Origin of the sequence: uncultured Streptomyces sp., from assembly GCF_947488945.1 — a bacterium.
Taxonomy (GTDB): Bacteria; Actinomycetota; Actinomycetes; order Streptomycetales; family Streptomycetaceae; genus Streptomyces.
In genome coordinates, this window is record NZ_CANLBS010000013.1 from 135,335 (window position 1) to 161,433 (window position 26,099).

At 75.3% G+C, this 26,099-nt stretch carries 3 protein-coding genes; 1 reads left to right on the forward strand and 2 read right to left on the reverse strand.

Annotated features, from left to right (window positions below; all coding sequences use genetic code 11):
• Positions 1-14 precede the first annotated feature (14 nt).
• Entirely contained in the window at positions 15-923 is a 909-nt protein-coding gene (locus Q0994_RS21300; RefSeq protein ID WP_299537462.1) for a LysR family transcriptional regulator, read from the reverse strand.
• 100 nt (positions 924-1,023) lie between these two features.
• Here Q0994_RS21300 and Q0994_RS21305 point away from each other — a divergent pair, with 100 nt between their 5' ends.
• Positions 1,024-2,061, forward strand: a complete 1,038-nt coding sequence (locus Q0994_RS21305) for an NADP-dependent oxidoreductase (protein WP_299537465.1) — start codon at positions 1,024-1,026, stop codon at positions 2,059-2,061.
• A gap of 190 nt (positions 2,062-2,251) precedes the next feature.
• Here Q0994_RS21305 and Q0994_RS21310 read toward each other — a convergent pair whose 3' ends face one another.
• Positions 2,252-26,095: a type I polyketide synthase gene (locus tag Q0994_RS21310; protein WP_299537467.1), complete on the reverse strand. Its 23,844-nt coding sequence runs from the start codon at positions 26,093-26,095 to the stop codon at positions 2,252-2,254.
• Positions 26,096-26,099: the final 4 nt, after the last annotated feature.

A 26,099-nucleotide genomic window follows, 5' to 3' on the forward strand; every position in this document is an offset into this window, starting at 1 on the left:
CCTGCTCGAACGCGTCACGGCGGCCCCCACGTCCGGGCGCCCACCGTGGCCCGCAACTCCCGCACGAAGGCGCGCACCACCGCGGCTGCGGCCAGGTCGGAGGTGGTGACGTAGCCGACCTGGCGTGTCGGACGGTCCGGCCCGAGATCGGTGACCGTGACCGAGGGTGTCGCTCCGGCCCGGGAGAGCGCCGGCATGATCGCCATTCCATGACCCGCGCTCACCAAGGAGAGCACCGCTCCGTCGTCCTCCGCCTCGATGGTCGTGTCCGGGATCCAGTCCTGCGCGGCCCACCACTCACGGGTGTACGAGCCGCAGTTCTCGGCCCAGTCGACCAGCGGCAGCGAGCGCGGGGTGGCGTGCCCCGCCGGGTGCACGAGGGCGTACGGATCTTCGAGGAGGCCGCTCGCGATCAGGCCCGGCGGAAGGGCCGTGGAGCCCCCGAGCGTGGCGATAGCTATGTCGGCTTTCCCGTCGGCCACTTCGCCCGCGGTGCCCCGCCCGACCTCGCGTACGATCCGCACCCGGGGCTCGATGCCCGGATGCCGGGCCCGGAGCCGTTCGAGGACGGGTGGCAGCAGGTGGAGAGCCGCACTGCGGAACGCCGCGATCCGCAGTGGCCCCTCCGCCGTGCCGGACCGGGCCGCTCCGCGCGTCTCGGCGCCCAGGACCTCCAGCAGACGCAGAACGCGACGTGCGTACGCCACGGCCCTCTCTCCGGAAGGGGTGGGACGGGCGCCGGAGCGACCTCTGTCGAACAGCACGGCGCCGACCTTGCGTTCGCTTCCGCGCACCGAGTGGGAGACCGCGGACTGGGTCAGACCGAGCGCCTCGGCCGCCGCCGAGAACCCCTGGGTCTCCGCGACCGCGACCAGGACGCGCAGTTCCTGAGGGCTGAGATCGGCATCGTTCGTGCGGGCCACGGGGCGCTCACCTCGGAACATGAGAACTGCTCATGGAACGGTCGGTCGCATGAGCCTATCCGGCTGCCCGGGTGGCACCTCCGCGCCGTACGGTCCGCTCATGAACGAGACCGCGCTCACCGTGCATCAGATCGCCCGCCCCCACGGCTTTCCCACCGCGGAGCACTTCGCCTTCGTCGAGTCGGCGCTCCCCGTGCCGCCGGCGGGCGCCGCGCTCGTGGAGAACCTCTACTGGTCCGTCGACCCGTACCACCGGGAGATGATGGATGACGTGCCCGGCGGCTTCGCGCTCGGCGCACCGCTGGAGGGACGCAGCATCGGGCGGGTCGTCGCCTCGCGCACTCCCGAACTGGCCGAGGGCGAATTCGTGTTCCACCGGCAGGGCTGGCGCACGCATGCCACCGTCACTCCCGAGGAGGTCCGACGGCTGCCCCGTTTCGAGGGGGTGCCCCTGACCGCGCACCTCAGCACCCTCGGCGGCACCGGCCTGACCGCCTATGTGGGTCTCACCCGGATCGCCCGGCTCCAGGAGGGCGAGGATCTGTTCGTGTCGGCGGCGGCGGGCGGGGTCGGCACGGCGACCGGCCGGTTCGCCAGGCTGCTGGGCGCCGGACGGCTCGTGGGCAGCGCGGGCTCGGCCGCGAAGGCCGCTTACCTCGTGCGGGAGGTGGGCTACGACCACGCTTTCGACTACCACGACGGGCCCGCCGCCGAGCTGCTCGGCAAGGCCGCGCCGGGCGGCATCGACGTGTTCGTCGACAACGTCGGCGGCGAACAGCTCGCCGCCGCGGTGGGAGCGCTGCGCGACTTCGGGCGCATCGTCCGGATCGGCACGATCAGTCAGTACAACTCCCCCGACGCGGTGCCACCACGCTTCGACTACGCGGACATCGTGGAGAAGAGCCTCCGCATGGAAGGCTTCCTGGTGCGCAACTACCAGGAGTTGCAAGAGGAGTTGTACGAGTTCGCCGTCCCCCGTCTGCAGAGCGGCCGGCTCTCCGCGGACGAGACGGTGGTCGACGGCTTCGAGCGCCTCGTGGACGCGTTCCTGGGAATGCTGCGCGGCGAGAACACCGGCAAGATCATCGTGCGGGACCGCACCGAAGCTCCGTCCGGAGGCCGACGCCCGGTTCGGTAGCGGAGCGGCCGGTGCGAGGCCCCGTCGGTCCCCACCGGTCCCCGCCGCGGCCGCTGCCACCACCACCGGCCGGAGCGAGCCTCCGGACCCGTCCGGGGAGAAGACCGGACAGCTCCAGCCGCACCCGGTTCGGCCAGCTCCTCCCCGTTCCACGGTCCGGGCCCCCGGACCGGCCCCGCGGGCCGACGGGTCAGAGGCCCAGCTCCCGGTCGATGAGCGCCAGCATGTCCTCGTCCCCGACATCGTCCAGACCGGACGGCCCGGTGGCGGCGGTGGCCCGGTCGTCGACCCACCGGGACAGGAAGGTCTGGAGCCGTACCGCCATCTTCGCCCGGGTCAGCCCGTCGGGCGGGGTGGTGCTGAACTCCGCGTCCAGGGCGTCGAGTCCGGCCAGCAGGGACGCGGTGCCGGACACCGGGCCCAGCTCGTCGAGGAGTCTGCGCACCAGGTCCGCCGGGGTCGGGTGGTCGAAGACCAGTGAGGCGGGCAGCTCCAGTCCGGTGTCCGCGCGCAGCCGGTCGCGGAGTTCGACGGCGGTCAGCGAGTCGAAGCCGATCTCCTTGAACGGGCGGTGCAGCTCCACGGTTTCGGCGCCCGTGTGGCCGAGGACGGCCGCGACGGCGTCCCGGACCAACGTCCCGAGCAGGGCGTCCCGCTCGGCGCCGGAGGTTCCGGCGAGCCGTTCGCGCAGTGCGGGCCCGGCGTCCGGGCGGCTCGACGCAGCGGTGCCCGTACCGGCGGACGGGCGGGGCGTGTCGACGAGTCGGGCGAGCAGCGGGCTGGGGCGGGACACGGTGAAGGCGGGGACGAACCGGTCCCAGTCGACGTCGGCGACGGTGACGCAGGTGTCCCCCGCGTCGACGGCCCGGCCGAGCGCGGCGAGGGCCCGGGTCGGGTCGAGGGCGCGCAGGCCGCGCTTGGCCAGGTAGGCGGCGGTCTCCTCGCCGGCCGCCATACCCTCGCCGTCCCAGCTCCCCCAGGCGACGGAGGTCGCCGTGCGTCCCTCGGCCCGGCGCTTGTGCGCCAGCGCGTCGAGGTAGGCGTTGGCCGCCGCGTAACCGCCCTGGCCGCCACTCCCCCAGACTCCGGCGACGGACGAGAACAGCACGAACAGCTCCGCTTCCGGCACCAGTTCGTCCAAATGCCGGGCCCCCTCCACCTTCGCCCGGACCGCCTCGGCGTACGCGTCGGCGTCGAGGTCGGCGAGGCGTCCGACGCCGGTGACCCCGGCGGCGTGCACCACGGCGGTGGGGCGGTACGCGGCGACGACCTCGGCCAGCGCGTCCCGGTCGGCGACGTCGCACGCCACCACCACCGCCTTCGCCCCCGACTCCGCCAACTCCGCCACCAACGCGGAGGCACCCGGCGCAGCCGGACCCGAACGACTCGTCAGCACCACCTCACGCGCCCCCCGCTCCACCACCCAACGCGCCACATGCCTACCCAACGCACCCGTACCACCCGTCACCAGCACCGGACCACCCAGCGCGCGCCCCACCGGCGACGAACCCACCGGCGAACCCACCCCCAACGGAGCCCGCACCAGACGACGCGCCAGCACCCGCCCATCACGCAGGGCGACCTGGTCCTCGCCGAGACCGGCCAGCACCGCCGCCAGGAGGTCGCCGGTCCGGGTGTCGAACTCCTCGGGCAGGTCGACGAGTCCGCCCCAGCGGTCGGGGTGTTCCAGTGCCGCGACCCGGCCCAGCCCCCAGAACTGTGCCTGGTCGGGGTCGGTGGCGGCCGTCCCGTCGCCGGCGGACACCGCGCCACGCGTCAGGCACCATACGGGTGCCTTTGCACGGCGCAGCAGGTCGAGGAGTTCCGCGGGCCGCGACCGCCGGCTGTGGTCGGGTCCGGCAACATCGCCGTCGCCGTCGCCGGGATGCGTGCCGGGTGCGGGCACGGTGAGGATGCCGGTCACCTCGCCGTCCGCACGGTCCACGACCGTGCCGCCGTGGCGTTCGACGGCCCGTACGGTCGCGGCGACGAGCGCATCCGAGCGGGGACCGAGGACCGCCCAGGTCCCTTCGAGCACCGTCTCGGCAGCGGTCGGCACCGGGGTCCAGGTGATCCGGTGGCGCAGGCGGTCCACGTCGGCGCCTGCGCGGGTGGCGGGCCAGTGGCGGCGGCGGTCGAAGGGGTATCCGGGCAGCCGGACGGGTCGTGCGTCCTCCAGCAGCGGCGACCAGTCGACCGGAACGCCCCGGGCGTGCAGACGGGCGACGGCGGCCAGCAGGGTGTCGCGTTCGGGCCGGCCGCGACGGAGCGCGGCGACGCCGTCCTCGGCGAGCGCGGTGAGGACGCCGTCGGGGCCGAGTTCCAGCAGGTGGACGGTGCCGCGTCGGCGCAGGGTGCGCAGCGCGTCGGCGAAGCGGACGGTACTGCGGATCTGCCGTACCCAGTATGCGGGCGTGGCGAGTTCGGGGTCGGGGGTGCCGGTGACGGTGGACACGACCGGGATCGCCGGGGCGTGGTAGGTCAGGGTCGCGGCGGTGGCGGCGAACGCGTCGAGCATGGGTTCCATGCGGTGCGAGTGGAAGGCGTGCGACACGGTGAGCCGCTTGACCTTGCGGCCCTCGGCCCGCAGCCGGGCTTCCAGGGCGTCGACGGCCTCCTCGTCGCCGGAGAGGGTCAGGGAGGCGGGGCCGTTGACGGCGGCGAGGTCCACGCCGTCGGGCAGTTCCAGGTCCCTTTCGGCAGCCTCGACCGCCAGCATCGCGCCGCCTCCGGGCAGCGCCTGCATCAGCCGGCCGCGTGCCGCGACCAGCGTGCAGGCGTCGTCCAGCGCGAGGACGCCCGCGACGTGCGCGGCGGCCACCTCGCCCACGGAGTGCCCGACGAGGTGGTCCGGGACGACGCCCCAGGATTCCACCAGCCGGTACAGCGCCACTTCGAGGGCGAAGAGGGCCGGCTGTGCGTACTCGGTGCGCTCCAGCGCATCCGGGTCGCCGAGGACGACGTCCCGCAGCGGGCGGCCGGCTGCCGTGTCGATCCGTTCGCACACCTCGTCGAACGCCGAGGCGAACACCGGGAAGGTGTCGTACAGCTCCTGTCCCATGCCGGTTCGCTGGGCGCCCTGGCCGGTGAAGAGGAAGGCGAGGCCGCCGTCCCGCGCCTCGCTGTGGAAGACGCCGGGCGCCCGGTCGCCCCCGGCCACGGCGGTGAGGGCGGCGGACAGGGTTTCGGCGCCGTCGGCGAGCACGACCGCCCGGTGGCGGAGCCGCGCGGTGCCGGTGGCGAGGGCCGCGGCGATACCGAGCATCGGCAGTTCACCGGCGACGGCCCGCAGCCGTTCCGCCCTGGCGCGCAGGGCGGCGGGGGTGGCGGCGGACAGCACGAACGGGACGGGGGCGGTGGGTCCGGGCGTCCCGGCCGCGGGGCGTGCGGATTCCTCGGTCGGGTACTCCTCGATGATGGTGTGGGCGTTGGTGCCGCTGAGGCCGAACGACGACACCGCGGCGCGGCGCGGGCCGGCCGAGGTCCAGGGCCGGTTGGCGGTGAGCAGGCCGATGTCGCCGGCCGTCCAGTCGACGTGCGGGGTGGGTTCGTCGGCGTGCAGGGTGCGGGGCAGCACCCCGTTGCGTACCGCCATGACCGTTTTGATCACTCCGGCGATGCCGGCGGCGGCCTGGGTGTGGCCGATGTTGGACTTCACCGAGCCGAGCCAGAGCGGCTGTTCCCGGTCGCGGCCGTAGGTGGCCAGCAGCGCCTCGGCCTCGATGGGATCGCCCAGGGAGGTGCCGGTGCCGTGGGCCTCGACCAGGTCGACGTCGGCGGACGCCAGTCCGGCGGAGGCCAGGGCGGCCCGGATCACCCGCTGCTGGGCGGGGCCGTTGGGTGCGGTGAGGCCGTTGGACGCGCCGTCCTGGTTGACGGCGGAGCCGCGGACCACCGCGAGCACCTCGTGGCCGTTGCGGCGGGCGTCGGACAGCCGCTCCACCAGGAGCACGCCGACGCCCTCGCCCCACCCGGTGCCGTCGGCGGCGGCGCCGAACGCCTTGCAGCGGCCGTCGGCGGCCAGTCCCCGCTGCCTCGCGAACTCCACGAAGGCGCCCGGCGTGGACATCACGGTCACCCCGCCGGCGAGGGCCAGGGTGCAGTCGCCGTTGCGCAGCGACTGGACCGCCCAGTGCAGGGCCACCAGCGACGAGGAGCAGGCGGTGTCGACGGTGACCGCCGGGCCCTCCAGCCCGAAGGCGTAGGCGATCCGTCCGGAGAGCACGCTGGCCGCGTTGCCGGTGCCGACGTGGCCTTCGAGCTCGGAGGTGTCGGTGTCGGTGTCCGCGTCGAGGAGCAGCGCCGCGTAGTCCTGCCCGTTGGTGCCGGCGAAGACGCCGGTGGGGGTGGAGCGCAGGGAGTGCGGGTCGATGCCCGCTCCCTCGACGGCCTCCCAGGCGGTCTCCAGGAGCAGCCGCTGCTGGGGGTCCATGGCGAGGGCTTCGCGCGGGGAGATGCCGAACAGTTCGGCGTCGAAGTCGGCGGCCCCGGCGAGGAAACCCCCTTCGCGGGCGTACGTGGTTCCCGGGCGCCGGGCGTCCGGGTCGTAGAGGGAGCCGAGGTCCCAGCCGCGGTCGGTGGGGAAGGGGCCCATCGCGTCGGTCCCCTCGGTGACGACCCGCCACAGGTCCTCGGGCGAGGACACCCCGCCGGGGAACCGGCAGGCCATGCCGACGATCGCGATCGGTTCGTCCGCGGCGGCCGGTCCGGTCCCCGTCTCCCCCGTCCGTGCCGCGGGTTCGCCGGACAGCAGCGTACGGAGGTGACCGGCGAGGGCCGCCGGCGTCGGGAAGTCGAACACCAGGCCGACGGGCAGGCGCAGTCCGGTCTCCGCGGCGAGGGTGTTCCTGAGCTCCAACGCGGTCAGCGAGTCGATGCCGAGGTCGCGGAAGGGACGGCCGGCGTCGATGGCGGCCGCCGAGCCGTGGCCGAGCACGGCGGCGGCCCGTGCGCACACCAGGCCGAGGACGTCGCCGGGGGCGACGGCGGGTGCGGCGGGGGCCCGGTGGGTCTCCACCAGGTGGGTGAGGAGGGCGGTGGGACGGGAGGCGGTGAGGCCGGGGGCGAACCGCTGCCAGTCGACGTCGGCGACGACGACGCAGCGGTCCCCCAGGTCGAGCGCCCGGCCCAGTGCGGTCAGGGCGCGCGCGGGGTCGAGGGCCGCGAGTCCGCCGCGCCGCATGCGGTCGGCGGTGGGGGCGTCGGCCGCCATGCCGGTCTCCGCCCACGGCCCCCAGGCCACCGACGTGCCGGCGCGCCCCTCGGCCCGCCGGCGTTCGACGAGGGCGTCCAGCACGGCGTTGGCGGCGGCGTAGGCGCCCTGGCCGGGGCTGCCGACCGTGCCGGCGAGGGACGAGAAGACGACGAACGCGCCGACCTGCCCGAGGAGTTCGTCGAGCACCAGCGCCGAGTCCGCCTTGGCGCGCAGCACCGCGGCGAACCGCTCGGGCGTCGTGTGGTCGACCACGCCGTCGTCGACCACGCCGGCCGCGTGGAACACCGCGGTGACGGGGTGGTCGGCGATCAGCCGGGCGACGGCGTCCCGGTCGGACACGTCGCAGGCGACGAGGTGGACGAGGGCGCCCGCCGCGGCGAGTTCGGCTTCGAGGGCGTCGGCGCCCTCCGCGGCCGGGCCGCCACGGCTCACCAGGACGAGTTCGCCGGCGCCCCGGTCCACCAGCCAGCGGGCCACCCGCGCCCCGAGGGCTCCGGTGCCGCCGGTGACGAGTACCGGCCCGTCCGGCGTCCAGGGGGCGCCGGCGGTGCGCCCGCGCGCCGGGGCGGTGTGCAGCCGGCGGCCGTGAATGGCGTCGGCGCGCACCGCGAGCTGGTCCTCGGGCGCGGTCGCCAGGGCGGCGGCGAACCGGCGGCCGGTACGTGGGTCGAGCACGGCCGGCAGGTCGATCGTGCCGCCCCAGCGCTCGGGCAGTTCCAGCCCGACCACCCGGCCGAGCCCCCAGACCGCGGCGGCGGACGGGTCCGCCGGTCGCTCGGTCCGGTCGACGGCGACGGCTCCGCGGGTGACGGCCCATACGGGGGCCGTCACTCCGGCGTCGCCGAGCGCCTGGACGAGCGTCAGCACTCCGTCGGCCGGCAAAAACGCCAGGGCCCCGGCGAGTCCGGCGTCCGGTCCGACCGCCGCGCGCAGCAGCCCGGTCAGGGCCGCCCGCTCGTGTCCGGAGGCGGCCACCGGGACCAGCTCGGCTCCGGTGAGCGCGGCCCGCACGTCCTCGGGGATGTGGCCGTCGGGGGCGACGCAGAGCCAGCGGCCGGCCGGAGCGGCGCTGCGGTCGGGCAGCCGCTCCCAGGTGACGCGGTAGCGCCAGGCGTCGGCGGAGGTCCGGTCCTGGTGGGCGCGGCGCAGCCCGGCGAGCACGGGCAGCGCGCCGGCGAGGACCGCCCGGTCGTCGGCGGTCACGGGCAGGGCGTCGAGGCCGTCCGCCGTCACCGTGTTCCAGAAGGCGTCGGAACCTCCGTCCGCCGGGGCGCCGGCGGGCTCCAGCCAGTACCGCTCGCGCTGGAACGCGTACGTCGGCAGGTCGACCAGGTCCGCCGGTACGCCGAGGATGGCGGTCCAGTCGACGCGGGCGCCGGCCACGTGCAGCCGGGCGACCGCGCCGAGCAGCGTGTCGGCGTCGGCGGAGCCGCCGCGCAGCGCGGGAACGGCGACGGCGTGGCCGTCCCCGCGGCCGACCAGCGCGGACAGCACGCCGTCCGGGCCGAGTTCGAGATACGCGCGCACGTCCGGCAGCGCGGCCACCGCGTCCGCGAACCGTACCGGCTCCCGGATCTGACCCACCCAGTAGGCGGCGGTGGCCGGGTCGCCGGGGGCGGTCGGCGCGAGCGGGATGCGGGGCGCGTGGTACGTCAGCGACTCGGCGACGCCGGCGAACTCCGCGAGCATCGGCTCCATGCGGTGGGAGTGGAAGGCGTGCGACACGGTGAGCCGCTTGACCTTGCGGCCCTCGGCCCGCAGCCGGGCCTCCAGGGCGTCGACGGCCTCCCCGTCCCCCGACACCGTGAGCGCGTCGGGCCCGTTGACGGCGGCGAGGCACACCCCTTCGGACAGGACCAGATCCCCTTCGGCCGCCTCCACGGCCAGCATCGCCCCGCCCTCGGGCAGCGCCTCCATCAACCGCCCCCGCGCCGACACCAGGCGGCACGCGTCGTCCAGCGACAGGATCCCCGCCACGTGCGCGGCGGCCAGCTCACCGATCGAATGGCCCACCAGGTGGTCCGGAACGACACCCCACGACTCCAACAGCCGGAACAACGCCACCTGCAACGCGAACAACGCCGGCTGCGCATAACCGGTCCGGTTCAGCACAGCGCCGTCGTCCCCGAACACCACCTCACGCAACGGCCGGTCCGACTCCACGCGCGCGCAGACCGCGTCGAAGGCGTCGGCGAACACCGGGTACGCCTCGTACAGCCCCTGCCCCATCCCGGCCCGCTGCGCGCCCTGGCCGGTGAACAGGAAGGTGGTCGGGCCGTCCGTGGTGGTGCCGCGCACCGCGGCCGGAGTCGCGCGGCCCTCGGCGAGCGCGGCGAGAGCGTCCAGGTCGCCGCCGGGCACGACGGCCCGGTGGTCCAGCTGGGCGCGACCCGCGGCCAGGGCGCGGGCGATCGCGGTCGGGTCGGGGGCGTCCGCCGCCCGGACCAGGTCGAGCAGCCGGGCCGCCTGCGCGGCGAGCGCCTCGGCGGAGCGCGCGGAGAGCAGCCAGAGCGGCCGCGTGCGGTGAGCCGTATCGCCGGTGCGGGGGGTACGGTCGGCGGGCGTGCGGTCGGCGGGGGTGGAGTCCGCCGGTTCCGCCGGTGCAGCCGGTTCCTGCGGGGCCTGTTCGACGATGGTGTGGACATTGGTGCCGCTGACGCCGAAGGACGAGATCCCGGCGCGCCGGGGCCGGCCCGTGGCGGGCCAGGGCCGGTTCTCGGTGAGCAGCTCGACGGCGCCCGTCGACCAGTCGGCGTGCGGGGTCGGCTCGGTGACGTGCAGGGTGCGGGGCAGGATGCCGTGCCGCATCGCCTGCACCATCTTGATCAGGCCGCCGACGCCCGAGGCCGCCTGGGTGTGACCGGTGTTGGACTTCAACGAGCCCAGGAGCAGGGGCTGTTCGCGGTCCTGTCCGTAGGCGGCGAGCAGCGCCTGCGCCTCGATCGGGTCGCCGAGCCGGGTGCCGGTGCCGTGCGCCTCCACCGCGTCCACGTCCGCCGGTTCCAGCCGGGCGGCGGCCAGCGCCTCACGGATCACCCGCTGCTGGGACGGGCCGTTGGGGGCGGTGAGACCGTTCGACGCGCCGTCGGAGTTGACGGCGGAGCCGCGTACCAGCGCCAGGACGCGGTGCCCGCGGGCGCGGGCGTCGGAGAGCCGCTCCACCAGCACCATGCCGACGCCCTCGGACCAGCCGGTGCCGTCCGCGTCGGCGGAGAAGGACTTGCAGCGGCCGTCGGCGGACAGGCCGCCCTGCTTGCTGAACTCGGAGAACGCGCCGGGCGAGGCGATGACGGTGACGCCGCCCGCGAGCGCGAGGTCGCACTCGCCGTCCCGCAGTGCGCGCGCGGCCCAATGCAGGGCGACCAGGGACGACGAGCAGGCGGTGTCCACGGTGATCGCGGGACCCTCCAGGCCCAGGGTGTAGGCGATCCGACCGGACAGGACGCTGTTCGCGGTGCCGGTCAGCAGGTGGCCCTCCAGCTCGGCGGGCAGCGTGGCGCCGCTGCCGTACGCCGAGTTGGACGCGCCGACGAAGACGCCGGTGCGGCTGCCTCGGACGGAGGTCGGATCGATCCCGGCGCGTTCCAGGGTCTCCCAGGCGGTTTCCAGCACCAGACGCTGCTGGGGGTCCATGGCGAGCGCCTCGCGCGGCGAGATGGAGAACAGTTCGCTGTCGAAGCGGGTGGCGTCGTGCACGAAGCCGCCGGCTCCGGTGTGGCCGGTCCCTGATTCGAGGTCCCAGCCGCGGTCCTCGGGGAACCCGGTGACGGCGTCGGAGCCGGAGGCCACCAGGTCCCAGAGGTCTTCCGGCGAGGCCACGCCGCCGGGGTACCGGCAGGCCATGGCGACGATCGCCACGGGGTCGTCGTCGTACGCGGCGTGTGGGGCGACCGCGCCGCCGGTGGTGTCGGCCGGGGCGGCGCCGGGGAGCCGGCCCAGCAGGTGGGTGGCGAGCGCGTCCACGGTCGGGTGGTCGTAGGCGGCGGTGGCGGAGACGCTGAGGCCGGTGGCCGCGCCGATCCGGTCGCGGAGGTCGATCGCGGCCAGCGAGTCGAAGCCCATCTCCTTGAACGGCTTACGGGTGTCGACCTGCTGGGGGCCGGGGTGGCCGAGGGCTGCGGCGACGTGCTCCCGGACCAGGGCGACGGCCTCGCGCCGCCGGTCGGCGGCGCCGAGGCCGTCGAGTCCCGCGGCCCAGGCGGACGGTCCCGCGGCCGGGACGGCGGTGCCGCGTCCGAGGGCCTCGGCGGCCTCGGGCACTCCGGCAAACAGCGTGCTGGGGCGGACGGCGGTGAACGAGCGGGCGAAGGGCGACCAGTCGACGTCGGCGACGACGAGGGTGTCCTCGTCGTGGTCGAGTGCCTGGCCGAGCGCGGCGAGCGCCCGGTCGCCGTCGAGGGGCCGCAGCCCCCGGCGGCGCAGGTGGCCTGCGGCGGGGCCGGCCGCCATCCCCGCTCCGGCCCAGGGCCCCCACGCCACCGAGGTGGCGGGCAGTCCGAGGGCGCGGCGGTGGGAGGCGAGCGCGTCGAGGTGGGCGTTGGCCGCGGCGTACGCGCACTGGCCGCCGCTCCCCCACACCCCGGCGATCGAGGAGAAGAGGACGAAGGTGTCGACGGCTCCGGTCCCGGTCCCGGTCAGCTCGTGGAGGTGACGGGCGCCGAGGGCCTTGGCCCGCACCACGTCGGCGTACGCCCGGGGGTCGGCGGCGTCGAGCGGGGTGGGGGTGTCGACGCCCGCCGCGTGGAAGACGGCGGTGACGGGGTGGGCGGTCAGCAGGGCGGCGAGGGCGTCCCGGTCGCCGACGTCGCAGGCGACGGGCCGAACGGTGACACCGCGTCCGGCGAGGTCGGCGACGAGGCGGGCCGCGCCGGGGGCCTCGGGGCCGCGCCGTCCGGCCAGGATCAGTTCGGTCGCTCCGCGGCCGACGAGCCAGTGGGCGAGTGCGGTGCCGAGGGCCCCGGTGCCGCCGGTGACCAGCACCGGCCCGGTCGGCGCCCACTCCCGTACGGCCGGCCCGGCGAGCGGGGCGCGGCGCAGCCTGCGGGCGTGGACTCCGTCGGCGCGGATCGCCACCTGGTCCTCGTCGCCGGTGAGTACGTGGACGAGCCTGGCTCCGGCGCGGTCGTCGAGCAGGTCGGGCAGGTCCACCAGGCCGCCCCAGCGGTCGGGTGTCTCCAGTGCGGCGACCCGGCCGACGCCCCAGACCTCGGCGCGTTCCGGTGCCGTGACGTGGGCGGTGCGGCCGACGGCCACGGCCCCGCGGGTGACGCCCCACACCCGGGTGCCGGTGCCGGCCGCGTCGGAGAGCAGCGTCAGGAGGGCGGGGGCGTCGACCAGGCCGAGGACGCCGGCGGCACCGGCGGGTATCCGCTGCCCGGGGGTGAGTTCGAGGGTGTCGGCGCCGGCCGCGGTCAGCGCGGCCACCACGTCGGGGGCCGGTCCGGCGGCGACGACGGCCCAGGTCCCGGTGAGCGTGCCGGGCCGCCCGGTGCGGGGACCCGCCTGGGGCTCCCAGGCGACGCGGTAGCGCCAGGAGTCGAGCTGGGTGCGTCGGCGCCGGGTCTCCCGCCACGCCGTGAGGGTCGGCAGCAGCGCGTCCGCCCGGTCGGTGTCGGTCTCCAGCACGTCGGCGAGAACCCCGGCGTCGCCGGAGTCGACGGCGGTCCAGAACGCGGTGTCCTCACCGGCGGTCGCCGTGGCGGGAGCCGGTTCCGGCCAGTACCGGGTCCGCTCGAAGGGGTAGGTGGGCAGGGCGACCCGGCGACGGCCGTGGCCGAGGACGGCGGTCCAGTCGACGTCGGCGCCGCGGGCGTGGGCCCGCCCGACGGCGGCCAGCACCGCGGTCGGCTCGTGCCGGCCGGAGCGGAGCACCGCTACCGCAGCCGTGTCCGCGGCGGCACCCCGGACGAGGGCGCAGAGGACGCCGTCGGGTCCGAGTTCGAGGAAGGTACGGGTGCCGGTCAGTGTGGCCACCGCGTCGGCGAACCGCACCGGCTCCCGCACCTGCCGCACCCAGTACGCCGCAGTCGCCGGGTCCCCCGAGGCCGTCGCGGCCAACGGGATCGCCGGAGCACGGTAGGTCAGCGACTCCGCGACCCGCCCGAACTCCGCGAGCATCGGCTCCATCAGATGCGAATGGAACGCATGCGAGACCGCGAGCCGCTTGACCCGCCGGCCCTCCACCCGCAACCGGACCTCCAGACCGATGATCGCTTCCTCATCACCCGAAACCGTAAGAGCCTCAGGCCCGTTCACCGCCGCCAGACACACCCCCTCCGGCAGCTCCAACTCTCCCTCGGACATCTCCACCGCCAGCATCGCCCCACCCCCGGGCAACGCCTCCATCAACCGCGCACGCGCCGACACCAGGGCACACGCGTCGTCCAACGACAAGATCCCCGCCACATGCGCGGCCGCCACCTCACCGATCGAATGCCCCACCACGTGGTCCGGAGTCACCCCCCACGACTCCACCAACCGGAACAACGCCACCTGCAACGCGAACAACCCCGGCTGCGCATAACCCGTACGGTTCAACACAGCGGCGTCGTCCCCGAACACCACCTCACGCAACGGACGATCCAACCCGCCGTCCACCCGCGCACACACCGCGTCGAACGCCTCCGCGAACACCGGAAACGCCTCGTACAACCCACGCCCCATCCCCACCCGCTGCGACCCCTGACCCGTGAACAGGAAGGTGAGGGCGCCGGGGGCGGCGGTGTCGTGCGCGGTTGTGGGAGCGCCCTCGGCGAGTGCGCCGAGGGCCGTCACAAAGGTGTCGCGGTCGGTGCCGACGAGGACGGCCCGGTGGTCGAGGCGGGCGCGGCCGGCGGTGAGGGTGGCGGCGACGTCGGCCGGGTCCGCGTCGCTGTCGGCGATCCGTTCGGCGAGCCGGGCGGCCTGGTCCCGGAGCGCGGCGGGGGTACGCGCGGAGAGCACCCACGGCACGGCCGACGGGACCAGGGGCGCGACGGGGGCGGAGGGGGCCGGCGGCTCCGCCGCCTGTTCGAGGACGACGTGGACGTTGGTGCCGCTGACGCCGAAGGAGGAGACGGCGGCGCGGCGCGGCCGGCCCAGGGCGGGCCAGGGCCGGTTCTCGGTGAGCAGTTGGACCGCGCCCGCCGACCAGTCGACCTGCGGGGTGGGTTCGGCGGCGTGCAGGGTCCGCGGCAGTACGCCGTGGCGCAGCGCCTCCACGGTCTTGATGACCCCGGCCACCCCGGACGCGGCCTGGGCGTGCCCGATGTTGGACTTCAAGGAGCCCAGGTGCAGGGGCTCCTCGCGGTCCTGCCCGTACGTCGCGAGCAGCGCCTGCGCCTCGATCGGGTCGCCGAGCTTCGTGCCGGTGCCGTGCGCCTCCACGGCGTCCACCTCGGAGGGACGCAGCCCGGCGGCGGCGAGGGCGGCGCGGATGACCCGCTGCTGGGAGGGGCCGTTGGGGGCGGTCAGGCCGTTGGACGCCCCGTCGGAGTTGACGGCGGAGCCGCGGACGACGGCGAGCACCTCGTGACCGGCCGCGAGGGCGTCGGACAGCCGCTCGACGAGCAGCACGCCGACACCTTCGGACCAGCCGGTGCCGTCCGCGTCGGCCGAGAAGGACTTGCAGCGGCCGTCGGCGGCGAGCCCTTGCTGCATGCTGAATTCGGTGTAGATGCCGGGGGTCGCCATGACGGTCGCGCCGCCGGTGAGCGCGAGATCGCACTCCCCGTTGCGCAGCGACTGGGCCGCCAGGTGCAACGCGACCAGGGACGACGAGCAGGCGGTGTCGACGGTCAGGGCCGGGCCTTCGAGGCCGAAGAAGTAGGCGAGCCGTCCTGAGGCGACGCTGGTGGCGGTGCCGGTCAGTCCGTGGCCCGCGGCTTCCTCGCCGTCCAGGCCGTAGTGGGAGGCGGCGACGCCCATGAACACGCCGGCCTGACGGCCGCGCAGGGAGAGCGGGTCGATGCCGGCGCGCTCGAACGCCTCCCAGGAGGCTTCCAGGAGCAGGCGCTGCTGGGGGTCCATGGCGAGGGCCTCGCGCGGCGAGATGGCGAAGAGTCCGGCGTCGAAAGCGGTGGCGTCGTCGACGAAACCCCCTGCCCGGGTGTACGCGCGGCCTGCCTCCCCGTCGGTCGGCCAGCCCCGGTCCGCGGGGAAGCCGCCGACCGCGTCCACGCCGTCGACCACCAGGCGCCACAGGTCCTCGGGCGAGGAGACGCCGCCGGGGTAACGGCAGGCCATGGAGACGATGGCGATCGGTTCGTCGGTCTGCACGGCGGCCACGGGGGCGGCGGCGGGCGTCGCGGTGCCCTCGGGCACGAGGGCGGTGAGCAGGTGTGCGGCCAGCGCCTCGGGCGTCGGGTGGTCGAAGGCGAGCGTCGCCGGCAGCCGCAGGCCGGTGGCGGCGTTCACGCGGTTGCGGAGCTCGACGGAGGTCAGCGAGTCGAAGCCGAGGTCGCGGAAGGCGCGTCCGGTCTGCACGGCGTCCGCCGAGGCGTGTCCGAGGACCGCGGCAGCCTGGGCGCGTACGAGACCGACGAGAGTGCGTTCCTGGTCGGCCGGGGTCTGCGCGGCGAGTGTGGCGGCGAAGGAGCCGGTGGCCGTGGCGGCGCGTCGTACGGGGGCCCGCAGCAAGCCCCGGAGCAACGCGGGGACGGGGGCGTCCGGCGTGCGGGACCGGAGCCCGGCGAGGTCGAGCCGGAGGGGAACGAGATGGGGTTCGGGCCGTCCCGTCACCGTGTCGAAGAGGGCGAGCCCGTCGGCGTCGGAGAGGGCGGAGCCCAGTCGGGCGAAGCGGGCCCGGTCGGTGGTGTCAAGGGTTCCGCTGAGGGCGCTGGCCCGGTCCCACAGGCCCCAGGCCGCCGCGGTGGCGGGCAGACCCCGGGCGTGCCTGCGGTGGGCGAGGGCGTCCAGGAAGGCGTTGGCCGCGGCGTAGTTGCCCTGGCCGGGGGTGCCGAGCGTGGCGGCCACGGAGGAGTACAGCACGAACATCGCCAGGTCGAGTCCGGCGGTCAGCTCGTGCAGGACCAGGGCGGCGTCCGCCTTCGGACGCAGCACGGCGTCCAGCCGGTCGGCGGTGAGCGCTTCGATCACGCCGTCGTCGGCGATGCCCGCCGCGTGGACCACACCGGTCAGCGGATGCGCCGCCGGGACGGCCGCGAGCAGCGCGGCGACCGCGTGACGGTCGGCCGCGTCGCACGCCACCACCTGCACCGACGCACCCGACGCCTCCAGCTCCGCGACCAGTTCCGCCGCTCCCGGCGCGTCCGGACCCCGGCGGCTGGCCAGCACCAAATGGCGCACACCTCGGGACTCCACCAGGTGGCGGGCCAACAAACCGCCCAGAGCCCCCGTGCCACCGGTGATCAGAACCGTGCCCTCGGGGTCCAACTCCCTCGGCAACACCAGCACGTTCTTGCCGATGTGGCCACCCGACCCCACGTGACGCAGCACCGCGCGCGCCTCGCGCACGTCCCACGCCCGCACCGGCGGCAGCCGCAGCACCCCGGACGCGAACAGCTCCAGCAACTCGCACAGCATCGCCTGCAACCGGTCCGGACCGGCCTCCCACAGGTCGAACGACCGGTAGGTGCCGTCGGGTCCGAACGAGTCCGGGTCGCGGAGGTCGGCCTTGCCCATCTCCACGAACCGGCCGCCCGGCGCGAGGAGCCGCGCGGAGGCGTCGATGAACTCCCCGGCCAGCGCGTTCAGTACGACATCGACACCGCGGCCACCAGTACGACTGCGGAACACGTCCTCGAAGCCCAGATCGCGGGACGAGGACAGGTGGTCGGCGTCCAGACCCGTCGCCGCCCACTTGGACACCGACGCCGTACCGAACACCTCCGCACCCCGATGACGCGCGATCTGCACCGCCGCCATCCCCACACCACCCGCCGCCGCATGGACGAGAACCCGCTCACCGGACCGCAGACCGCCCAGATCCACCAGGCCGTAGAACGCCGTCAGGAACGCCATCGGCACCGACGCCGCATCGACGAACGACCAGCCCTCCGGAACCGGAGCGACCATCCGCCGGTCCACCACCACCGAGGGGCCGAAGCCGCCGGAGAACAGACCGAAGACCCGATCACCCGGCGCCAGATCGGTGACATTCTCACCGACCTCCAGCACCACACCCGCACCCTCCGACCCCATCAAGGCAGCCGGATCCGGATACTCCCCCAGACCGATCAGTACGTCACGGAAGTTCACCCCGGTCGCGCGGACCGCGATCCGGACCTCCCCCAAGCCCGGAGCCATCTCGGCGACCGGGACGAAGGCCAGGCCGTCCAGGGTGCCGGTGCCGGTGGGCTCCAGCCGCCACGCGGGAACGTCCGGGGTGGCGAGGGCGGCCGTCGGCCTGGTGAGCCGGGGGGCGTGGGGGCGGCCCGCGCGCAGGGCGAGTTCGGGTTCGTCCAGGGCGAGGGCGGCCGGCAGCGCGGTGAGGGAGTCGTCCTGGTCGATGTCCACGAGGACGATGCGTCCGGGGTGCTCGGACTGCGCGGAGCGCACCAGTCCGCGGGCCGCTGCGGCGGCGGGTGCGGTGATCAGGTCGCCGGGGAGGCAGGCCACGGCTCCGGTGGTGACCAGCACCAGCCTGGTCCCGGTCGCGGTGGCGTCCGCGAGGTGTTCCTGGACGATGCTCAGCGCACGGCGGGTGGTGGCATGCAGGTCCCCGTCCGGGAGCCGGACGACGGTCGTGTCCCCGCCGATGTCTCCGCCGATGTCTCCGGTCGTGTCTCCGGCCGGCGGCGCGGTCGGGGCGGTGCCGGCGTGCGGAGCGTCGGGGAGGGCGAGCGGGGTCCAGGTGACGGAGAAGAGGGCGTCGGCCGTCGTGGGGGCCTGTATCCGGTTCGGGTCGACGGGCCGGAGGGTGAGGGCGTCGACGGTGGCGACGGGCGCGCCGGTCGGGTCGGCCGCCGCCAGGGACACCGTGTCGGGGCCCACGGCCGTGATCCGGACCCGCAGCCGTTCGGCACCGGTGGCGTGCAGGGTGGTGCCGGCCCAGGAGAACGGCAGGCGCGCGGTGTCGTCGCCCGTGGCGCCGTCGAGCACCCCGCCGAGGCCCAGGCCGTGCAGGGCGGCGTCGAGCAGGGCGGGGTGCAGGCCGAAGGAGCGGGCGTCGGAGCCCTCGGGCAGCGCGACGTCGACGCAGACCCCGTCGGCGGTGCGCCAGGCGGCGTGCAGGCCCTGGAACGTGGGCCCGTAGGCCAGCCCGCGCGCGGCGAGTTCGGCGTACAGGGTGTCCGTCTCGACGGGTTCGGCACCGGCCGGGGGCCAGACGGTGAGCGGTTCGGGGAGCGGTGCGGCGGAGACGCCGAGCCGGCCTTCGGCGTGCCGGGTCCAGTCGTGGGCGTCGTCCGGCCGGCCGTGGATGCTGACGGGTCGCAGGCCGTCCTCGTCCGCCGGGCCGACGATGATCTGCAGGGTGGCGGGCAGCACGAGGGGGGCTTCGATGGTGAGTTCGTCCAGCCGGACGGTTCCGGCCTCCGCTTCGGCGCCCGCTTCGGCCCCTGCCCGGAGGGCCAGTTCGACCAGCGCTGTGCCGGGGAGCACGGTGCGCTCGTGGACGACGTGCTCCGCGAGCCAGGGGTGGGCGTTTGGCGTCAGCCGTGCGGTGCAGAGGTGTCCGGCACCGTCGGCGAGGGGGGTTGAGGCGCCGATGAGCGGGTGGCCGGCGTGGCCGAGTCCGGCGGCCGTGAGGTCGCCGGCGGCGGGCCGGGGGCGTATCCAGTACCGCTCGTGCTGGAAGGCGTAGGTGGGCAGGACGGCACCGGGGCCCGGGATGTGGCGGGCCCAGTCGATGGCGACGCCGCGTACGTGGAGGTCGGCCAGGGCGCGGTGGAAGGAGTCGGTCTCCGCGTGGTGGCCGTCCCGGATCAGCGGGACGGCGGCGGCCTCGTCGGTGAGGCCCTGGACGAGGGCGGAAAGGGTGCCGTCGGGTCCGAGTTCGAGGAAGGTACGGGTGCCGGACAGTGCGGCCACCGCGTCGGCGAACCGCACCGGCTCCCGCACCTGCCGCACCCAGTACGCCGCAGTCGCCGGGTCCCCCGAAGCCGTCGCGGCCAACGAGATCGCCGGAGCACGGTAGGTCAGCGACTCCGCGACCCGCCCGAACTCCGCGAGCATCGGCTCCATCAGATGCGAATGGAACGCATGCGAGACCGTCAGCCGCTTGACCCGCCGACCCTCCGCCCGCAACCGGGACTCCAGAGCCTCGATCGCTTCCGCGTCGCCCGACAGCGTAAGGGAGTCGGGGCCATTGACGGCAGCGAGGCAGACCCCCTCCGGCAGCTCCACCTCCGCCTCGGCGGCTTCCACCGCCAGCATCGCCCCACCCTCGGGCAACGCCTCCATCAACCGCGCACGCGCCGACACCAACGCACACGCGTCGTCCAACGACAAGATCCCCGCCACATGCGCGGCGGCCACCTCACCGATCGAATGCCCCACCACGTGGTCCGGAGTCACCCTCCACGACTCCACCAACCGGAACAACGCCACCTGCAACGCGAACAACCCCGGCTGCGCATAACCCGTACGGTTCAACACAGCGGCGTCGTCCCCGAACACCACCTCCCGCAACGGACGATCCAACCCGACGTCCACCCGCGCACACACCGCGTCGAACGCCTCCGCGAACACCGGAAACGCCTCGTACAACCCACGCCCCATCCCCACCCGCTGCGACCCCTGACCCGTGAACAGGAAGGTGAGGGCGCCGTCGAGCGCGGTGCCCCGGCGGACGTGGGCGGCGGGGGTGTCGGCGGCGAGGGCGCGCAGGCCGGTGAGGAGTGCGTCGGGGTCGGCGCCGAGCACGACGGCGCGGTGTTCGAGGGCGGCCCTGCCCGTCGCGAGGGTGTGGGCGACGGCGGAGGGAGCCGTCTCCGGGTGGTCGGTGAGGTGGTCGAGCAGCCGGTCGGCCTGGGCGCGCAGTCCGGCTGCCGAGCGGGCCGACAGGTGCCAGGCCAAGGGGGTCGGCGTCGTCGCGGGCCGCTCGGCAGGGGTGGTCGGCCGATGCGGCGGTTCGGGTGCGGATTCGGCCGGCCCATCGGGGGCCTGTTCCACAATGACGTGGACGTTGGTGCCGCTGACGCCGAAGGAGGACACGCCCGCCCGGCGGGGACGGTCCGGGGAGGCGGCCCACGGGCGGCTCTCCGTCAGCAGTTCCACCGCGCCGCCCGACCAGTCGACGTGTGACGAGGGCCGGTCGACGTGCAGGGTGCGGGGCAGCAGGCCGTGGCGCATCGCCTCGACCATCTTGATGACGCCCGCGACGCCGGAGGCGGCCTGCGTGTGCCCGATGTTGGACTTGACCGAGCCGAGCCAGAGGGGTTCCTCGCGGTCCTGCCCGTACGTCGCGAGCAGCGCCTGCGCCTCGATGGGGTCGCCGAGGCGGGTGCCGGTGCCGTGGGCCTCGACGGCGTCCACGTCGGTCGGCCGGAGGCCGGCCATGGTGAGCGCGTCCTGGATCACCCGCTGCTGGGAGGGGCCGTTGGGGGCGGTGAGACCGTTGGACGCGCCGTCGGAGTTGACGGCGCTTCCGCTGACGACGGCCAGGATCCTATGGCCGTTGGCCCGCGCGTCGGACAGTCGTTCGAGGAGGACGACGCCGACCCCCTCGGACCAGGAGGTTCCGTCGGCCGCCTCGGCGAACGCCTTGCAGCGGCCGTCGGCGGCGAGTCCGCGCTGCCGGCTGAATTCGACGAACGCCGTAGGAGTGGCCATGACGGTGACACCGCCGGCGAGGGCCAGCGAGCACTCGCCGTTGCGCAGGGCCTGCGCCGCCAGGTGGAGGGCGACCAGGGACGAGGAGCAAGCGGTGTCGACGGTGACGGCCGGTCCTTCGAGGCCGAAGGCGTAGGAGACGCGACCGGACATGACGCTGGCCGTGGTGCCGGTGGCGAGGTAGCCCTCGGCGCCTTCCGGCCCTTGCGCGGCGAGGGCCGCGTAGTCCTGGCCGTTGGTGCCGGCGAAGACGCCGGTGCGGCTGCCGCGCAGCGAGCGGGGGTCGATGCCGGCGGCCTCGACGGCCTCCCAGACCGACTCCAGCAGCAGCCGTTGCTGGGGGTCCATCACGAGGGCTTCGCGCGGGGATATGCCGAAGAGCTCCGCGTCGAAATCGCCCGCCCCGGTGAGGAACGCGCCGTGGCGGGCGTAGGAGGTGCCGGGGCCGTCGCCGGCGAACAGGGCGTCGAGGTCCCAGCCCCGGTCGGTGGGGAATCCGGTGACGACGTCGCGGCCCTCGGCGACGACGTCCCAGAGGTCCCCCGGGCCGCTGACCCCGCCGGGGTAGCGGCAGGCCATGGAGACGATGGCGATCGGTTCGTCGGTGCGGGCGGCGACGGGTGCGGGCCCGGTGGCGGGGGCGTCGCCGACGCTCTCCGTGACGAGGTGGCGGGCGAGGGCCGCCGCGTTCGGGTGGTCGAAGACGAGGGTCGCGGTGAGGCGCAGGCCGGTGGCGGTGGTGAGGCGGTCCCGCAGGTCCAGCGAGGTGAGCGAGTCGAAGCCGAGGTCCTTGAACGGGCTGTCGGGCCGTACGTCCTCGGGGGTGGCGTGCCCCAGGACGGCGGCGGCCTCCGTCCGGACCAGGTCGAGGACGGCGCGGTCGCGTTCGGATCCGGAGAGCGCGGCCAACCGGGCGGTCCAGGAGGGGGCGCCTTCGGGGGTTCCCTCCCGCGCGGCGGGGGTCTCGTCGTCCCAGGGGAGTTCCGCGAGCAGTGCGCTCGGTCGGGCGGCGGAGAACACCCCGGCGAAGCGGGGCCCGTGCACATCGGCGACGGTGACGCAGGTGTCCCCCGCCGCCAGGGCGCGGTCGAGGGCGGCGAGCGCCCGGTCCGGGTCCATCGCGGTGAGTCCGCGCCGCCGCAGACCCTCCTCCGCTTCGGCACCGTGGTCCGCCAGCATGCCGCCGTCGGCCCAGGGGCCCCAGGCCACCGAGAGGGCCGGCACGCCGCGCCGACGCCTGGCTTCGGCCAGGGCGTCGAGGTGGGCGTTGGCCGCCGCGTACGCCCCTTGGCCACCGCTCCCCCACACGCCCGCGATGGACGAGAACACCACGAAGAGTTCCGCGTCGGGCAGCAGCGCGTCCAGGTGGCTCGCGCCCTCCGCCTTCGCCCGCGCCACCTCGGCGTACGCGTGCGGCGACAGGCCGGACAGGGGTTCCATGGCCATCACGCCGGCCGTGTGCACCACGCCCGTCACGCCGTGTTCGGTCACCACTGCGGCCAGTGCCGCGCGGTCCGTCACGTCGCAGGCGACGAGGGTCGCGGTGGTCCCCCGTGCGGCGAGGTCGGCGACCAGCGCAGCGGCGTCCGGCGCGTCCGGGCCCCGGCGCCCGAGCAGCACCAGGCGCGACACCCCGCGGTCGGCCAGCCAGCGGGCCGTCCGGGCGCCGAGGCCACCCGTGCCGCCGGTGACGAGCACCGGGCCCAGCGACGCCGGCGCGTGCCACGGACCGGCGGGCCGGGCCGGGGCGGGCAGCAGCCTGCGGCCGAACACGCCGGTGGCGCGTACGGCGACCTGGTCCTCTCCGCCGGTCCCGGCGAGTACCGCGGCGATCCGGGCGCCCGCGCGGGTGTCGAGGGTGGCGGGGAGGTCGATGAGGCCGCCCCAGCGTTCGGGCTGCTCCAGCGCGGCGACCCGGCCCAGCCCCCACACCGCAGCCGCCGAGGGGTCGGGCGCCCCGTCCGCGCGGTTCACCGACACCGCCCCACGCGTCAGCACCCACAACCGGCCCCCGAACCCGGCGTCCGCACGCAGCAACGGCAGCAGATCCACCGGGGCCGACGGCAGACACACCACACCCGCCACGTCCCCGAACCCGCTCAACTCCGCACCGAACCCGGCCGGGACGGCTTCAGCACCGTGGGCCCGTAGCAGGCCGGCGATCCGGTCCCCGGGGTCATCACCGAGGACCAGCCAGGAGGTTCCCTCCAGCGAGGCGGGCCGAACGGTGAGCGGACGCCAGGTGACCCGGTAGCGCCAGGCGTCCACCACGGACTCCTCGGCCCGGGTGCGACGCCAGTCGCCGAGGGCGGGGAGCACCGCGTCGAGGTTGCGCCGGGTGCCGTCGTCGGTCAGGTGCAGGGTGTCCGCGAGGCGGTCGGCGTCGCCGTCCTCCACCGCCTCCCAGAAGTCCGCCTCGGCCGGGTCCTCGGGGCGCAGCGCGCGGTCCCGGGGCAGCGGGTCGAGCCAGTAGCGCGTGCGCCGGAAGGCGTACGTCGGGAGGGCGACGTGCCGGGCGCCGAGGCCCCGGTAGATCTCCGCCCAGCCGACGGCCACGCCCACCACGTGGAGCTGTGCCACGGCGGTGAACAGCGCTGCGACGTCGTCCTGCCCGTCACGCAGCGCGGTCGCGGCCGTCATGTCCTCGGACACACCGCGGACCAGTGCGGACAGCACTGCGTCGGGGCCGAGTTCGAACGTCCGGGTGACGCCCTCGGCAGGCAGCGCGGCGACCGCGTCCGCGAAGCGGACGGGTTCGCGGACCTGCCGCACCCAGTACGCCGCCGTCGCCGGATCACCCGAAGCGGTCGGCACCAACGGCACCGAAGCCGGCGCATACGTCAACGACTCCGCCACCCGCGCGAACTCCCCGAGCATCGGCTCCATGCGGTGGGAGTGGAACGCGTGCGAGACCGTGAGCCGCTTGACCCTGCGGCCCTCCGCGCGCAGCCGGGACTCCAGGCCGGCAACCGCCTCCGCATCACCGGAAACCGTCAGCGAGGAGGGGCCGTTGACCGCCGCGAGGTCCACACCCTCCGGCAGGATCACATCCCCCTCGGCCGCCTCCACCGCCAGCATCGCCCCACCCCCGGGCAACGCCTCCATCAACCGCGCACGCGCCGACACCAGCGCACACGCATCGTCCAACGACAGAATGCCGGCGACGTGCGCGGCCGCCACCTCACCGACGGAGTGCCCCACCAGCACGTCCGGGGCTACACCCCACGACTCGACCAACCGGAACAACGCCACCTGCACCGCGAACAACCCCGGCTGCGCATAACCGGTCCGGTTCAAGGCAGCGTCGTCGTCCCCGAACACCACCTCCCGCACAGGCCGTTCAAGGCCGGCATCCACCCGCGCACAGACCGCGTCGAACGCCTCCGCGAACACCGGGAACGCCTCGTACAAACCGCGCCCCATACCCACCCGCTGCGCCCCCTGCCCCGTGAACAGGAACGCGAGGTCGCCGTCGCGGGCGGTGCCGACGACCGCGCCGGGGGCGGACCCGTCGCGGGCCAGTGCGGTGAGCGCCTCGCGCGGGTCGGTGAGGAGCACGGCCCGGCGCTCCAGGTGTGCGCGGGTGGTGGCGAGGGCGTGGCCGATGTCGAGGTCGGAGGCGTCGGGCAGGTCGTCGTCGAGTCGGCGTGCCTGGGCGAGGAGGGCGTCCTCGTCGCGGGCCGAGAGCGGCCAGGGCAGCGTGGCGGGCACGGGCCGGTCGGCGGCCGGGCGGTCGGCGTCGGCGGGGGGCTCGGGGGCCTGTTCGAGCACGACGTGGGCGTTGGTGCCGCTGACGCCGAACGAGGAGACCGCCGCGCGGCGCGGCCGGTCGACGGTCGGCCAGGGGCGTTCCTCGGTGAGCAGCGAGACCGCGCCGCGCTGCCAGGCGACGTGCGGGCTCGGCGCGTCGATGTGCAGGGTGCGGGGCAGGATGCCGTGGCGCAGGGCCAGGACGGTCTTGATGACGCCCGCGATGCCGGAGGTCGCCTGGGTGTGGCCGATGTTGGACTTCAACGACCCGAGCCACAGGGGCTCTTCACGGTTCTGTCCGTAGGTGGCGAGCAGCGCCTGAGCCTCGATCGGGTCGCCGAGCCGGGTGCCGGTGCCGTGGCCCTCTACGGCGTCCACGTCGGCCGGTTCCAGCCCGGCCGCCGCGAGGGCGGCCCGGATGACGCGCTGCTGGGCGGGGCCGTTCGGCGCGGTGAGGCCGTTGGACGCGCCGTCCTGGTTGACGGCGGAGCCGCGCAGGACGGCGAGGACCTGGTGGCCGTGGGCGAGGGCGTCCGAGAGCCGCTCCACCACCAGCACCGCGACGCCTTCGGACCAGCCGGTGCCGTCCGCCACGGCGGCGTAGGACTTGCAGCGGCCGTCGGCGGCCAGGCCGTTCTGCTTGGCGAACGCCTCGAACGGCGTGGGGGCGGGCATCACGGTCACGCCGCCGGCGAGGGCCAGGGTGCATTCGCCCGCGCGCAGGGCCTGCGCCGCCTGGTGGAGGGCGACGAGGGACGAGGAGCAGGCGGTGTCCACGGTCACCGAGGGCCCTTCCAGGCCGAGGGTGTAGGAGACGCGGCCGGCGATGACGCTGTCCGAGGTGCCGGTGAGCAGATGTCCCTCGGCGTCTTCCGGGACGTGCACCCCGGTGGTGGCGTAGCCCGAGTGGGAGGCGCCCGCGAACACCCCGGTCCGGCTGGAGCGCAGCGAGTCGGGGGCGATGCCGGCCCGCTCCAGCGCTTCCCAGGAGGCTTCGAGCAGGAGCCGCTGCTGGGGGTCCATCGCCAGCGCCTCGCGCGGCGAGATACCGAACAGGGCGGCGTCGAACTCGGTGGCGTCCGCGACGAATCCGCCCAGCCGGGCGTAGTCGGCGTCGGCGTCGAGGTCCCAGCCCCGGTCGGTCGGGAAGTCGCCGATGCCGTCGCCGCCGGCCCGGACGAGGTCCCAGAGTTCGTCGGGCGACGTCACCCCGCCGGGCAGGCGGCAGCTCATGCCGATGACGGCGATCGGCTCCCGGGCGGCCTCGACGAGTTCGCGGTTGCGCCTGCGCAGCCGCTCGGTCTCCTTGAGGGAGACGCGCAGCGCCTCGATGACCTGCTGCTCGCGGGTGCTCATGACT